The following is a 12,906-nucleotide window of genomic DNA, read 5'->3' as shown; positions in this document are numbered from 1 at the left end:
AATTTGGTTTTAAACTACATCGGCAAAATTGAGGAAATATCTAGTAAAAATAATAAAAACTATCAAAAAGCCATACAAAATTTCTATGCCGAAAGTTAAAATTACTCGTGCGTCTTTCTCGTCGCTAGATCGCACTTGGCGCCGCGAGTAATCATCAAGGACTGATCATAAAATAAAATAAGCACCACAGAAACCCCGACGCCAAGCGCTAGCGAGACCGTCGTAGTCGTGATCGCGTTATCGAAAAATATAATTAGGTATTCGTTTTTCTTAGCGATATTAGGCTCGTTTAGAAACGAAAACAGTGCCAAAATGCCCTTATACGCGTAAACTCCGGGCACCATCGGCAAAAGCGCGGGAAACGCGATGATCTCGGCGGGCACTTTTAGCCGTTTGGCAAAGAGCATACCTAAAATCCCGCTTAAAAATGATACTATGAGAGTGGCGACGCTGATGTTAAAAAATCCCATCTGCATGATCCAAAAGCGGCTAGCGTGCGCAAATGCCGCAAGAAGCGCGCAAAATGCAAGAGTCCTTTTAGGCGGCGAGCTAGCATAAGCAAAGCCAAGCCCCGCCACCGCCGCAAAAGCGCCGTCTATGAGAGTCGCGGTCAAAAGCTCAAACATGTAAAATCTCCGCGCTGCTAAGCGAGAGCGTGATATAGACGCCCACTGCGATGCAAAGTATCAGGATGCCCGTACTCACGGCCCTGCTGATGCCTACAAGCGTGTTGTCGTTTAGGATATCAAAGACCGAGTTTATGAGAAAAACGCCCGGCATCAAAAAGAGTATCGACGAGCCGATCGCCACGTCGCTAGTGTGCGTAAAGCCGTAAAATACGCCAAGATAAGCGATAAAAGAGACGACAAACGAGACTAGGACGTATTGGATTTTTAAATTTACGCCCATTTTAGCAAGCGCAAATCTAAGGCTATATCCAACAAGCGTCGCAAAAAATACGCAAGCTACCGAGCCCATATCGCCGCCAAAAAGCTTGCAAAACGCCGCATTTGCAAGGCTTATTAAAATAAGCGAGCTTGTGAATTTATTTGCCCCGATGCGCATGACGCCCTCAAACTGCTCTTTGGCCTCCTCTAAGCTCAAATTTTCATCCAAAATCCGCCAACTAAGCGATGAAAGCTCGGAAATGCGGTTAAAACTCACATGACCAAACGGGATCTTTTTTACGTAGGTTCGGCGCAGAGAGTTGTCGGCCGAGTCCATGACGCTAATGGTAAAATACTTCACAAAAATCGTCACGCTAATGTCGTAGCCGTAGTGTCTAGCTATGCGGTCTACGCACTTTTCTACGCGTGCGGTGTAGGTGCCAGCACTCACCATCGCCGTCGTGTAGTCGGCTAGAAAATTTGTTAAGACTTGAATATCAGGCTTTGCGTTCATTTTGGCTAATCTTAAATTTCACAAAAAATAAAATGATTTGCAAAACAAGCATGATTTTCATCACATATTCACTCGCACTATGCATTTTGGCAAATTCAGCCGTCTGTGTCGCATCAACACCCAAATTCTGAGCATAAACTATAAAAGGCGTAAAGAAAAATACAAAACTCAAAGCTAAAGCCAAATTTAAAAAAGCAAGCATTAACATGCTAAATTTTAGTGAAAAAATAAGCTTTTTTCTAAGATCAAATAGCTCGCTAATCATTATAACTATACTTATAAAAAGCAAAATATAATTAAATTTCAAAAATATCTTTGTCATCATTTGACCGCTCATAAAATGCGTAAGTACGCCATCTCCTATGATGCTTTGCGGGAAAAATATGACTGGTGCCACTAAAATACCAAGCGTTAGCTCAGCTCCTATAAGTACTGCCAAAAGCAAAAAATAAATTCCTCTCAAACTCTCTCCTTTATATTTTTAACTTCGCGCAAAAACCTCTATCAAAGCCAGACAAATCTTTGTAAAAACTATACTCAAAACCATTGGCCTCTAAGAATTTTTGCATACTTGCTTTTTGATCGTACCCCATCTCACAAGCAACGTTTTTGATATTACGATCTTTTGCTATAAGAATAATATCTTTTAAGATTTCATCTCCTACTTCACCTCCAAAGAGCGCACTTTCTGGCTCATTTAGTACAAATTTACTAAGTTTATAGCTTCTTGCAATATATGGCGGATTTGAAACCAAAATATCAATATCTTCTAAAATTTCATCCACATAAGAGCAGTTTAAAAATTTGATCCTCCCACCTACATCAAATTTATCTGCATTTTTTTTTGCAAGTATCAAAGCTTTTTCATTGATGTCTGTCGCTACAATATTTGCCTTTGTTTTTAGAGCTAGCATGATACTAATAATGCCGCTTCCTGTGCCTATTTCTGCGATCTTTGGTTCATTATATTCGCGTGAAATTTCCATTACTTTATCCACTAAAATTTCTGTTTCAGGTCTTGGGATAAGCACTCCACTTTCCACGTAAAAATCAAGCCCATAAAAGCTAGCTTTACCAGTTATATATTCAAGAGGCTCGTAGTTTTCATACCTTTTAACTAGAGCGAAATAGCCGCTCTCATCAAATTCATTTTTTTGATTTAAAAATACCCATTCAATGCTCACGTCAAGATAGTTCATAAGCAAAATTTTAGCCACTCTGCTTGGATTTTGACAAAGCGAGCTTAGCCTTAAACTAGCCTCTTTAAGAGCCTCTTCAACTTTCATTTTCTAGCTCGTTTATACGCTCAAAGAGGCTTGGGTGCGAATGATAGACGAACGCATAGATCGGATGGGCCTTCGGGAAGGCCTTGTTTTCGGAGCCTAGCTTTTTTAGCGCGCTTATCATATCGGCTTTGTTTGAGATTTCGCCTGCGAATTTATCGGCGCCAAATTCGTTTGCGCGGCTAAAATACGAGCTCACCGGTGAAAATAAAAATCCGAATATCGGCGAAAAAAGTAACAAAAATACGATCACTCCGCCGCCTCCGCTATGAAGCCCAAGCGCTTGATACGCCGTGTCTGGGATGTTGCCGAATATAAAAAACATCGCAAAAAGCATAACCGCGCTTAGAGCTATCATTTTTAGGATATCTTTGTGCTTAAAATGCCCCAGTTCATGCCCCAAAACGGCGATTATCTCCTCTAGGCTTAGTTTTTTTACGAGCGTATCGAAAAGCACCACGCGTTTAGTCGCGCCAAGGCCGCCAAAATAGGCGTTTAAGCGGTTGTCGCGCTTGCTGGCGTCTATCATAAAAACGCCGCTACTTTTAAACCCGCACCGCGCTAAAAGCCATTCTATACGACTTTTTAACTCGCCCTCTTCTAGCGGCTGCATTTTGTTAAAGATAGGCGCGATGAGCGTCGGGTAGATAAGATTTATCACGAGCGCGACCGCGAAGCTAAGCAAAAACGCCCAAAACCACCAAAAATCGCCCAAAAATCTAATGCAAAGCAGCACCAGCCACACAAACAGCGTGCCGAAAACCAGCGTTAGCGCGAGCGTTTTAAGCAGATCAAGCGCGAAAATTCTAGGCGTTACGTTTGAAAAGCCGAGCTTTTTATCTTTGACGAAGGTTTCGTAGATATTTAGCGGTAGTTCTAGCAGCGACGAAACGAGCAAAAATACCATAACCATAAAGACGTTATCGCCTATATCTCCCGTTTTATAGGCATGCCCCGATATCGCGCCAAGCCCCCAGCACGCCCACATCATAAATATCGCGGCGTGATAAAAAAGGCTTGCTATCTCAAATTTTTGATTGCTTATCGCTGCTGCGGCGGCGGTTTCGTACTCCCCCAACTCTAGCACGACGGCCGGCTTTTTAGCCTCTGCGCGGATAAAGTTTATCTGCAAAATCGACAGCCACGCCTTTGCGGCAACGTAAAAAAAGTAAATACCGAGTAAAAAATAAAACATATTTCTACGTCCTATTTTAAAAAATTATCGTAAAACGAGCTGATAAAAAGCACCAAAATGATAAACGGAACGACAAATTTTATATACCAAAACCAGACATTTATTAGTTTTGCATGCTTTTCACTACCTTGCAAAATTTCTTTTTTTGCATCATCTTTTAGCACCCAACCTACGAATATTGCACACCCAAATGAAGTAAATACAAAAAAAATCGTTGCGCTTATTGCATCATATGCATCAAAAATATTCTTACCAAAAATGCTTACGTGACTTAGTATATTTGTGGCCATCAGCGAAGGCAAATTTCCTAAAACAAATATACCTCCAAGGACTAAAAATATTGCTTTCTTGCGTTTTATCTTAAATTTTTCTTGAAGTGTCGTGATTATTACTTCATATATTGGTAGCGATGTTGTAAGTGCAGCGATCATTAATAGTGTAAAAAACGCAACCGCAAAAAAACCACCAAATGGCATGTGAGAAAAAACAATTGGTAGTGATTTAAATACCAAACTTGGGCCACTATCTGGCGATACACCATAGCTAAAAAGAGAAGGGAAGATCATAAAGCCTGCAAGCACGGCAATTACCGTATTTAAAATACCTGTAATGATAGAAATTTTAACCAAACCCTCATCCTTTTTCACAAAGCTAGAAAGAGTGATCATCACACCAAATCCAAGCGAAAGAGCAAAAAAGACCTGCCCCAAAACATCAACGAAAAGTTTTAAGTTTATCTTTGAAAAATTAGGCGTTAAGTAAAATTTTACGCCTTCTATTGCACCATCAAGTGTGATATTTTTAGCAATCATAATAAGCATTAAAATAAAAAGTAGTGGCATTAAAAATTTCGCTGATCGCTCGATACCGCCGACCGCACCTTGCACCAAAATAGCGTAATTAACCAGCACAAAAACAAGAGTCGCAAAGCTGATAGCAAGTGGATTGCTTACGATATTTTGCTCATAAAACGCACTTGTCTCCTCAAAACTAACCACATGCGAGAGATCAAGCAAACCAAATGAAATTTGGGCGATGTAGTTTAGCACCCAGCCACCAATAACCATATAGTAAGCCATAATGCCAAATGCGCCAACAAGCCCCATCCAGCCAACGATCTGCCACTTTTTGCTGATCTTTTTGCCATTTATCGATCCACAAAAAGCATCCACAGCGTTGCATTTTAGGCGTCTGCCGATCGCATTTTCAGCCAAAATCATCGGTATACCGATCACGATCATTGCGATACAAAACACGAGTACATAGGCGCCGCCGCCGTTTTGCCCGACTAGATACGGAAAACGCCACGTCGCGCCAAAACCGACCGTAGCTCCTGCAACAGCTAAAATGTATGTGAGCCTTGAACTCCAAGATTTTCTATCCATCTTTTTGCCTTTGTGAAAAATAGGGATTATATAAAAAAATTGATTAAATTTTGCTAGCAACAAGCTGTGTTAGGATGCAAGCTCAGTTTTTTGTTAATTTTAAGAAGTTTTACGGATAAATTTTTCTTTTGCGTTTTTATCTTTGTGGACAATTTTAGACGACTGCTTAAAATAAATTTAAAAACTCTGTTAGTGCAAGACGCCAAATTCTACATATCCTTCCATTGCAATGAATAATATCCGGCCCTCCTTGGGACTACAAAAATAGTGATGCTCTGGGATATTTTCAACTATAAATTTTAAAAAATCATAAAAATACTCAGGCGCAAATTTAATCTCTATATTTGTTAAGTTGTCGCCGATGTAGCTTATCTCGCCAATTAAAATTTTACTTTTGATGTTTGGATTTGAGCTGAGAAATTTTTTAATGTCGGCAAAATTTTTATATTCAGCCGTTTTGTAACCTCTTAAATTTTGTAAAACTGGCTTTGAGCCAATGAAAGTAAAATTTTGCTCTATAAACTCCGCTCCATCATTACTCACGCACCACTTATTGCTAAAATTTGATAAAAAAGTAAGCATCTCATCGTCAGCTGAGGTGAAATTTGAAATAGGATTTTTCTGGCTCATTTGTCTCCTTTTTTAAAATTTAGCAAACTGCCCACAATCCTTAAAAACAAAGATCGCATAAAAATTAATGATTAAAATTAGTAAATTTATATTGATTGTGAATAATTTTTTATCGCTAATTCGCACACAAAACTGGTTCAGGCTTTAGCTTCACACTTGGAGCTGTTTTGCTAAAGCTTATGAGATCCTCTGTCGTTTGGATACTAAAAGGTAGGCGTGTGAGGCAGACTTTAAAAATTTCAGCTGCTGCTATTGCGTCATTTAACGCTCTGTGATGGGTATTGTTTATGCCAAGAAGCTCTTTTAGCGAGCCAAGGCCGTATTTTTGCGAAGCAATAGTGCGGCGACTAAGATCGATGGTACAAAGCTTTCTGTTTAGCAACATGCCAAGGCCAATCTCATTTAGGCTATGAGAGATAAAGCCGTAGTCAAAATTTACGTTATGAGCGATAAAAACACTAGTTCCTAGAAAAATTTTAAACCGCTCAAGCACATTTAGTAGATTTGGAGCACCAACTAGATCGCTCGCCTTTATACCGGTTAGCTCGGTGATATTTTCAGGCACCTCATATGCTGCCACAAAGCTTTCAAAGCGCCCTATCTCAACGCCATTTTTCATTTTGATTGCACCTATTTCGATGATCTGTCCGCTCGTCGTACCGCCAGTCGTTTCGATATCAACCACGCAAAATTCCTGCTCGCTAATATCTCTAAATCTCGTGCCAAGCTCGATCTCATTCTCTTCGTTTCTAGTGATGTCAAGCCCAAGAGTTCGCCACATATCAAGGTCGCGCACGTCAATGAGTGATGAAATTTCTTCAATATCGCTAAATCTTAAAATAAACTCATGATAGCTTAAATTTTGCCTAGCTAAAATTTCTATGCTATTTTCTAAACGCTGTTTTTTTGGTTTCAAAACTCAAGCTTTATGGCGCGGATGGCTTGTTCGTAAGAATTTGATGAGAAGATGTAGTTGCCAGCCACTAAGATATCAGCTCCAGCCTCTTCAAGATCAGGCGCATTTAGTCCGTTTACGCCACCATCTACTTCGATCAGACACTTAGCGTTTTTTCGTTCTATCAGCTCTCTTAGCGCCCTTGTTTTTTCAAGCACGACTGGCATAAATTTCTGACCGCCAAAACCAGGATTTACACTCATCAAAAGCACCATATCCACTTCATCTATGATATGCTCGATCGCGCTAACTGGCGTGTGCGGATTTAGCACGATGCCAGGGCCAACGCCGTTTTTCCTGATGTGATCAATAAGCCTCATTGGGTGCTTCTCTTCTTCGATGTGAAAGGTTAGAAATTTTGGCTTTAACGGCAAGAAAAGATCAGCAAAAAACGAGTTATTTTCAACCATCAAATGTATATCAAGTGGCTTTGTAGCTGCCTTTGCAACGGCATTTACCACGACTGGCCCGATGGTTAAATTTGGCACAAAATGCCCATCCATAACATCAACATGCACCAGATCGCACCCAGCCTCGCAAATGGCTCTTATCTCAGCTGCCAAATTTCCAAAATCAGCCGATAAAATACTAGGTGCAACATACATTTCTTCTCCTTACTTGGTTACAAATACAAAGCCTATTTCGTCATCTTTTACATCTAATCTATTCATAATACCTACACTGTTGTGATCGAAAAAAACATCATCAGATGAAATTTTAGGCAAGCTAACTTTTGCTTTTATGCCTTTTTGCCAAAGATGAGTCAAAAATTTATCTGTAATGATACTAAAAATTTGAGAATATCCACTTAAATAATCATTTGAATCATTGCCTTCAGGCATAAAAATAGAGCAAATTTTATCTAATTTATCCTTTTTTACTCCAAATAGCACTCTTGCGTAAATATCACCATAATACTGAACACAAATACGCAAGTAATCGCACTCATCCTCTATGTCAAGCGCACTAACTTTGGTATCAACACACAAAATTTCTTCTTCTGCTAACTGTGAGATAATTTTGCTCGCAATTTGCGTCACATAAGATGAAATTTGAGCAACGTTCTTGTTAATATCTACTGGCTCTGCATCAAAGTCTCTTTTTTTAAGATAAAAAATAGTGTCATCTTTGTAAAAGTCATTTAAATTTTTATAGATAAATATATTTGCATCTTTAAGGTACGTTATTAATTCAATAGATAAATTTGATTCGTTTATGCCACAAAGCGAAATAAATGCACCTGATCTTTTGCTAATGCTAGCAAGTTTGATTAGAAATTTTGCACCCCTTATATTTAAAGCACCAGAAATATTTACCCATAAAATAAAAAATTTATATCCGATTTTTAGCATAATGTCATGAGCTGACATATCAAAATCTTCAATAAAATCTGAGTCCATAAAACTTTTTATGGCATAAACAACGACACCATCTTTTATAAAAGTATCTATCTGATTTTGTCTTAATCTCACATGATTTAGCTGTGACACTGCATAACTATATAAATTCTTTTTTTTATTAAATTCGGTCGCATCTCTAGCCTCAACCACATCAAATGAGCGATTTTTGAGATAATTAGCCAAATAGTGCTTATACTGCTCAGTTGAGTTATAAATGAAAACTTTGTCATTTGCATTGTTTAGAAATTTATTTAAAAACAAGCTCGCAATATTTTCACTTTCAAACATCGAAATATTTAAAATATTCTTAACTGTTCTCATTATCAATTCATAAAAAATTTCATTGTAATCGCAAATCGCAAATACTACGCCAAGCTTTTGCGCTTCTTCGCTTAAATTTTCAATTATTCTACTAAGCCAAATAGGACTAAAAAATGTAACATTTTTTAGTGAAAGCAGTATAGCGCTGATGTCTCGCGATGAAATTTGGTTTATATATTTTTCACTTAATTTTAATGGAACATTCTCTGCTTCCAAAAAACCAAAAGGCCTTATAATTGCCACAGAACCATTAAAAGTTAATTTCATTTTTGTAGAGCTTTTTTAATAAATATAATGGTTTGCATCTCTGGATAAACATTGATATCTAAAATTTTATCAACTCCAAAATCATAAAATTCAGGCCTACTGGACTCATAAGAGAGCAAAATCTCAAAAAAACAAAGCATCTCTTTATCAATATTGCTTAATGATTGTTTGTTCATATTCATTGCTTTTAAAAAAATATCTAAAATATTAAAGCCATATTTTTTTTGCAAAATTTTATTATAGCTTACGTCAGAATACGAAATAACGTCTGACATACAAGATGGAAATTTCGAAAATAAATTCTCACACACTATAATACAGGCAATAGAATACGGAGCAAGTGATAAATAGCTGTATCGTTTTTCTTTAAAAGAATTTAATACTTTTAGCCAATCTGATAAAATTTTAGCATTAAGCTCGATCAAATCAACGATTTTAAAATTAAATACCTTATAAATTTTTGGGGATTTTAAAAATATAAAATAAGAAAGCACTATCGCCCTAAAATTATCAATGCCAAGCATATTTGCTATTACTACCAAATCGTCGCCATCATAAGGAATATCAAATTTTGCACGTTTAAAAATGGAGTTAAAATAAGTTTTAAAAGATGCTATATTTTGTAAAGTAATAACTGCTTCAGTTACATTACCAGCCAATAAAAAACGCTCGACCTTTTCAAAAAGAGTTGGCATCTGTAAAACAAAATCAACATTTTTTTCGATCAACTCTTTACTAAGCATTTTGTATCACTCAAGATTTCTAAATATTTTTTGCTATTTATAATTTATAGACAAAGGCGTTATTTTATCTAGATTATTAATAAAAATCAATTCTTTTAAAAAAGAATCTATTTAAGCATTACTTTTGTTTGTTTTAGATAAAATCAGCAGAAATTTTTGTTTATAAGGAAAAAAAATGTCAAAAAGATGTGCGATAACAGGCAAAGGACCGATGATAGGCAACAATGTGAGCCACGCTAACAATAAAACTAAAAGAAGATTCTTGCCAAATCTTAGAACGATTCGCGTTACACTAGAAGATGGTACTACAAGAAAGATAAAAGTTGCTGCTTCTACTCTAAGAACGATGAAAAAACAATCAAACTAAGAATATAAAATGAAGAGGAATTTATGTCTTTTCTCTCAAGACTTTTAAAATTCCTCAACTGGTCAAACTCTACAAAACCAGAAATAAGCCTAGATACTGAGCTTTACGAACAATTAAAACCTTTTAGATTTCCACTAATTTCAGTCGTATTACTGTTACTTTTTGGAACATTAGGTTATGTCTTAATAGATAATTTCTCACTAATAGATGCCTTTTACCAAGCTGGCATGACTTTTACAACAGTTGGTTTTACCGAAGTTGCTCCAATAACTCCAAAGGGCAGAATTTTTACTATCACGTTTATACTTATTGGTTTTATTATATTTACACTATCGATTGGTATTGTGGTTGAGGTTTTAAAAAGAGGCACATTAATTAGCATTTTAAAGGAACGACGCATGCTTTATAGGATCGCAAGACTAAAGAATCACTTCGTTATTTGTTATCACAATCTATACACAATCGAACTTAGTGCTCAATTTCGCGAAAATCATATACCTTTTGTAGTGGTCGATGATAGAGAAGATATCGCAGAGCTAGCTCAAATTTATAAATATCCATATTTCATAAAGGCTCAGCCACACACACAAATTGCCTTTTTGAAAACACATCTATCAAGCGCAAAAGGACTTATAACTCTTAGCTCAAATATTGCTGATAACATCGCCCTTATAGCATCTGTAAGACTTTATGAAAAAGAGATAGGTCGTAGAAAGCCTTATCATATCATCACGAATGCAGAGACAGAAGACGATACGCAAAGATTAAAAAAATTAGGCGCTGACAATGTGGTAAGCCCATCTCGCTTAGTCGCACAGCGGTTAAGTGCTATGAGCGTAAGGCCGGACATGGAAAATTTATTAGAGCAGTTTTTGTATACAAAAAATTCACCTATCGATATAGAAGAAATTCTTGTGCCTGATTATTCTTGGATAAGATTTAAAAGATTAAAAGAAACTCATCTACGAAATATAACAAATGCAGACATAGTGGGCATTAGAGATATAAATAATAATTTTGTGCCAATGCCAAATGGTGACACATTAGTAGGAACAGGATCAAAGCTTCTAGTCATCGGTACCGTTGATGGAATACGTCTAACCAAGCGCGTTGTAAAAAGCAAACATAAACCTGAAGAATTCAAATACGTATAAAATAAATTTTTCTACTCGCTCTTTTTAAAAATTTAAGCAATAGCTTAGCACCTTTTTTATATCCAAGCATTTACAAAGTCTTGATAAAATTTCTCAAATTTTTATAGGAGCCGATATGTTACATGAATATACAGACCTTATAAATGAGCTAAAGAAAATAGATGCTCGTTTTGCTGCTCTTTGCAAAAAGCATGATGAACTAAATAAAAAAATAGACGACAATCTGGAAAAACCATCTGAGATTGATAATTTAAAAAAAGAGAAGTTAAAACTAAAAGACGAAATTTATGTTCAAATTTTAAAGCATAAAAAGTAAGAATAAATTTATCTAATCTTTGAGATTAGATAATAAATTCTGGCTCAAATTTTGTCCCATTTACCCTGACAACTCTTGCAGGTATGCCAACGACAGTTGCGTTTGCTGGGACATTTTTTAGCACGACCGAGTTTGCGCCGATCTTGGCATTTTCGCCGATCGTTATGGCACCTAGTATTTTCGCGCCAGCTGCAATAGTCACGCCATTTTTTACAGTTGGGTGCCTTTTGCCACACTCTTTTCCGGTGCCTCCAAGCGTTACTTGATGATACATCATTACATCATCGCCTATCTCAGCTGTCTCACCGATAACCACGCCCATGCCATGATCTATGAAAAATCTCCTACCGATCTTTGCTCCGGGATGGATCTCGATGCCTGTTAAAAATCTTGCAATTTGCGAGATGAGTCTAGCTAGAAAAAAATGCTCTTTTTTATATAAAAAATGAGAAATTTTATGAAACAAAACCGCATGGATGCCAGGAGTGTTTATAAGTATTGCCAAAAAGCAACACTTATGTACCGATGGGTCTTTTTCATGAACAGTTTGAACTAGCTCCTTTAGACTATCCCACATATTTTTATGCTCCGTAAAGCTCTGTACTTAGGTATCTCTCGCCGTTATCTGGAGCTATGAAAAGTACTTTTTTGCCAGCACCAAGTCTTTTAGCCACTCTTTTTGCAGCCACGTAAGCAGCACCACCGCTTATACCTATCATGAGTCCATCACTTTTTGCGATTGCTCTAGCTGCGTTTAGTGCGTCATCGTTGCTTACTTTTTCTACTTCGCTAACTAGGCTCATATTCATAGTATTTGGTAAAAATCCAGCTCCAATGCCTTGAATTTTATGTGGTCCTGGGTTGCCACCACTTAAAACCGGCGATGCTTCAGGCTCAACTGCGATGATCTTAGTATCATAGCCCTTTTCTTTTAAAATCTTTGCTACGCCACTTATTGTACCACCTGTGCCAACACCAGCTACAAATGCATCAAGCTTACTAAAATCAGCCACAATTTCAGCAGCTGTTGTTAGTTCGTGAGCTTGTGGGTTATACTTGTTTTCAAACTGGCTTAGCATTATATGATTTGGCTGAGCTGCTAGCTCTGTAGCTCTTGCGATCGCTGCTTTCATACCACCAGACGCTGGAGTAAGCTCAAGCTGTGCACCATAAGCAGCCACTATTTTGCGTCTTTCGATACTCATGCTCTCTGGCATGCAAAGTATCACTTTAAAACCAAGTGCAGCACCGCACATCGCTACACCAATGCCAGTATTTCCGCTCGTTGGCTCAACGATAGTATCACCATATTTTAGCGTACCGTCAGCTAGCATTTTAGTTATCATATTAAATGCGATCCTATCTTTTACAGAGCCACCTGGGTTAAAAAACTCTAATTTTACATAAATTTCGGCTTCATCAGCACCTGTTTTTATCTTTACAATAGGTGTATTACCAATCGTTTTAACGATGTTATCGTAAATCATCA

At 37.3% G+C, this 12,906-nt stretch carries 16 protein-coding genes; 3 read left to right on the top strand and 13 right to left on the bottom strand.

Annotated features, from left to right (window positions below):
• Positions 1-101 precede the first annotated feature (101 nt).
• From TH67_RS06815 to TH67_RS06765, 11 genes are all read right to left on the bottom strand, one after another.
• Positions 102-626 carry a threonine/serine exporter family protein gene (locus TH67_RS06815; protein WP_072594905.1) on the bottom strand — a complete coding sequence of 175 codons (525 nt, stop codon included), beginning with the start codon at positions 624-626 and terminating at the stop codon, positions 102-104.
• Positions 619-1,401, bottom strand: a complete 783-nt coding sequence (locus TH67_RS06810; RefSeq protein WP_072594904.1) for a threonine/serine exporter family protein — start codon at positions 1,399-1,401, stop codon at positions 619-621. Before TH67_RS06810 ends, TH67_RS06815 begins: the two co-directional genes overlap by 8 nt.
• Positions 1,385-1,864 (bottom strand): DUF4149 domain-containing protein, encoded by a 480-nt coding sequence (locus tag TH67_RS06805; RefSeq protein WP_072594903.1) that lies wholly within the window; start codon positions 1,862-1,864, stop codon positions 1,385-1,387. Before TH67_RS06805 ends, TH67_RS06810 begins: the two co-directional genes overlap by 17 nt.
• Before the next feature lie 10 nt (positions 1,865-1,874).
• Positions 1,875-2,687: a peptide chain release factor N(5)-glutamine methyltransferase gene (prmC, locus tag TH67_RS06800; RefSeq protein ID WP_072594902.1), complete on the bottom strand. Its 813-nt coding sequence runs from the start codon at positions 2,685-2,687 to the stop codon at positions 1,875-1,877.
• Positions 2,677-3,879, bottom strand: coding sequence for a M48 family metallopeptidase (locus tag TH67_RS06795; RefSeq protein ID WP_072594901.1), 1,203 nt, complete (start codon positions 3,877-3,879; stop codon positions 2,677-2,679). The genes prmC and TH67_RS06795 overlap by 11 nt, the downstream gene beginning before the upstream one ends.
• An 11-nt stretch (positions 3,880-3,890) precedes the next feature.
• A complete protein-coding gene (locus TH67_RS06790; RefSeq protein WP_072594900.1) occupies positions 3,891-5,264 on the bottom strand; it encodes a sodium-dependent transporter in 1,374 nt (457 codons plus the stop codon).
• 189 nt (positions 5,265-5,453) lie between these two features.
• Positions 5,454-5,894, bottom strand: a complete 441-nt coding sequence (locus tag TH67_RS06785) for a hypothetical protein (protein WP_072594899.1) — start codon at positions 5,892-5,894, stop codon at positions 5,454-5,456.
• Positions 5,895-6,009: 115 nt separating this feature from the next.
• On the bottom strand, positions 6,010-6,810 hold the full coding sequence (locus TH67_RS06780; protein ID WP_072594898.1) for a 3'-5' exonuclease: 801 nt from the start codon (positions 6,808-6,810) through the stop codon (positions 6,010-6,012).
• Positions 6,807-7,454: a ribulose-phosphate 3-epimerase gene (rpe, locus tag TH67_RS06775; protein WP_002942761.1), complete on the bottom strand. Its 648-nt coding sequence runs from the start codon at positions 7,452-7,454 to the stop codon at positions 6,807-6,809. Before rpe ends, TH67_RS06780 begins: the two co-directional genes overlap by 4 nt.
• A gap of 9 nt (positions 7,455-7,463) precedes the next feature.
• Entirely contained in the window at positions 7,464-8,786 is a 1,323-nt protein-coding gene (locus tag TH67_RS06770) for a hypothetical protein (protein ID WP_180371737.1), read from the bottom strand.
• 47 nt (positions 8,787-8,833) lie between these two features.
• Complete coding sequence (locus TH67_RS06765) at positions 8,834-9,580, bottom strand: hypothetical protein (protein WP_072594896.1); 747 nt, start codon at positions 9,578-9,580, stop codon at positions 8,834-8,836.
• A gap of 175 nt (positions 9,581-9,755) precedes the next feature.
• On the opposite strand from TH67_RS06765, the gene rpmB reads away from it, so the two are divergent.
• The 3 genes from rpmB to TH67_RS06750 all read left to right on the top strand — a co-directional run bounded on the left by rpmB (position 9,756) and on the right by TH67_RS06750 (position 11,417).
• On the top strand, positions 9,756-9,947 hold the full coding sequence (gene rpmB / locus TH67_RS06760; RefSeq protein WP_021090707.1) for a 50S ribosomal protein L28: 192 nt from the start codon (positions 9,756-9,758) through the stop codon (positions 9,945-9,947).
• 23 nt (positions 9,948-9,970) lie between these two features.
• Positions 9,971-11,101 (top strand): potassium channel family protein, encoded by a 1,131-nt coding sequence (locus TH67_RS06755; protein ID WP_021090478.1) that lies wholly within the window; start codon positions 9,971-9,973, stop codon positions 11,099-11,101.
• A 115-nt stretch (positions 11,102-11,216) separates the two neighbouring features.
• On the top strand, positions 11,217-11,417 hold the full coding sequence (locus TH67_RS06750) for a DUF465 domain-containing protein (protein WP_072594895.1): 201 nt from the start codon (positions 11,217-11,219) through the stop codon (positions 11,415-11,417).
• 25 nt (positions 11,418-11,442) lie between these two features.
• On the opposite strand, the gene epsC is transcribed toward TH67_RS06750, so the two are convergent.
• Complete coding sequence (gene epsC, locus TH67_RS06745) at positions 11,443-11,994, bottom strand: serine O-acetyltransferase EpsC (RefSeq protein WP_072594894.1); 552 nt, start codon at positions 11,992-11,994, stop codon at positions 11,443-11,445.
• A gap of 4 nt (positions 11,995-11,998) precedes the next feature.
• The gene (gene cysK, locus TH67_RS06740; RefSeq protein WP_072594893.1) at positions 11,999-12,904 is read right to left on the bottom strand and encodes a cysteine synthase A; all 906 of its coding nucleotides are present in this window, start codon (positions 12,902-12,904) and stop codon (positions 11,999-12,001) included.
• Between the last annotated feature and the right edge of the window lie 2 nt (positions 12,905-12,906).

It is taken from the genome of Campylobacter concisus, assembly GCF_001891085.1.
GTDB lineage: Bacteria > Campylobacterota > Campylobacteria > Campylobacterales > Campylobacteraceae > Campylobacter_A > Campylobacter_A concisus_O.
This window is presented reverse-complemented; position numbering and strand designations above follow the sequence as displayed.

What these genes read in the sequence shown, in the direction of transcription:
- TH67_RS06795 (WP_072594901.1), bottom strand. Translation starts at nt 3,879, where the DNA reads ATGTTTTATTTTTTACTCGGTATTTACTTTTTTTACGTTGCCGCAAAG.
- TH67_RS06755 (WP_021090478.1), top strand. Translation starts at nt 9,971, where the DNA reads ATGTCTTTTCTCTCAAGACTTTTAAAATTCCTCAACTGGTCAAACTCT.
- TH67_RS06815 (WP_072594905.1), bottom strand. Translation starts at nt 626, where the DNA reads ATGTTTGAGCTTTTGACCGCGACTCTCATAGACGGCGCTTTTGCGGCG.
- prmC (WP_072594902.1), bottom strand. Translation starts at nt 2,687, where the DNA reads ATGAAAGTTGAAGAGGCTCTTAAAGAGGCTAGTTTAAGGCTAAGCTCG.
- TH67_RS06810 (WP_072594904.1), bottom strand. Translation starts at nt 1,401, where the DNA reads ATGAACGCAAAGCCTGATATTCAAGTCTTAACAAATTTTCTAGCCGAC.
- rpmB (WP_021090707.1), top strand. Translation starts at nt 9,756, where the DNA reads ATGTCAAAAAGATGTGCGATAACAGGCAAAGGACCGATGATAGGCAAC.
- TH67_RS06750 (WP_072594895.1), top strand. Translation starts at nt 11,217, where the DNA reads ATGTTACATGAATATACAGACCTTATAAATGAGCTAAAGAAAATAGAT.
- epsC (WP_072594894.1), bottom strand. Translation starts at nt 11,994, where the DNA reads ATGTGGGATAGTCTAAAGGAGCTAGTTCAAACTGTTCATGAAAAAGAC.
- TH67_RS06785 (WP_072594899.1), bottom strand. Translation starts at nt 5,894, where the DNA reads ATGAGCCAGAAAAATCCTATTTCAAATTTCACCTCAGCTGACGATGAG.
- cysK (WP_072594893.1), bottom strand. Translation starts at nt 12,904, where the DNA reads ATGATTTACGATAACATCGTTAAAACGATTGGTAATACACCTATTGTA.
- TH67_RS06790 (WP_072594900.1), bottom strand. Translation starts at nt 5,264, where the DNA reads ATGGATAGAAAATCTTGGAGTTCAAGGCTCACATACATTTTAGCTGTT.
- rpe (WP_002942761.1), bottom strand. Translation starts at nt 7,454, where the DNA reads ATGTATGTTGCACCTAGTATTTTATCGGCTGATTTTGGAAATTTGGCA.
- TH67_RS06765 (WP_072594896.1), bottom strand. Translation starts at nt 9,580, where the DNA reads ATGCTTAGTAAAGAGTTGATCGAAAAAAATGTTGATTTTGTTTTACAG.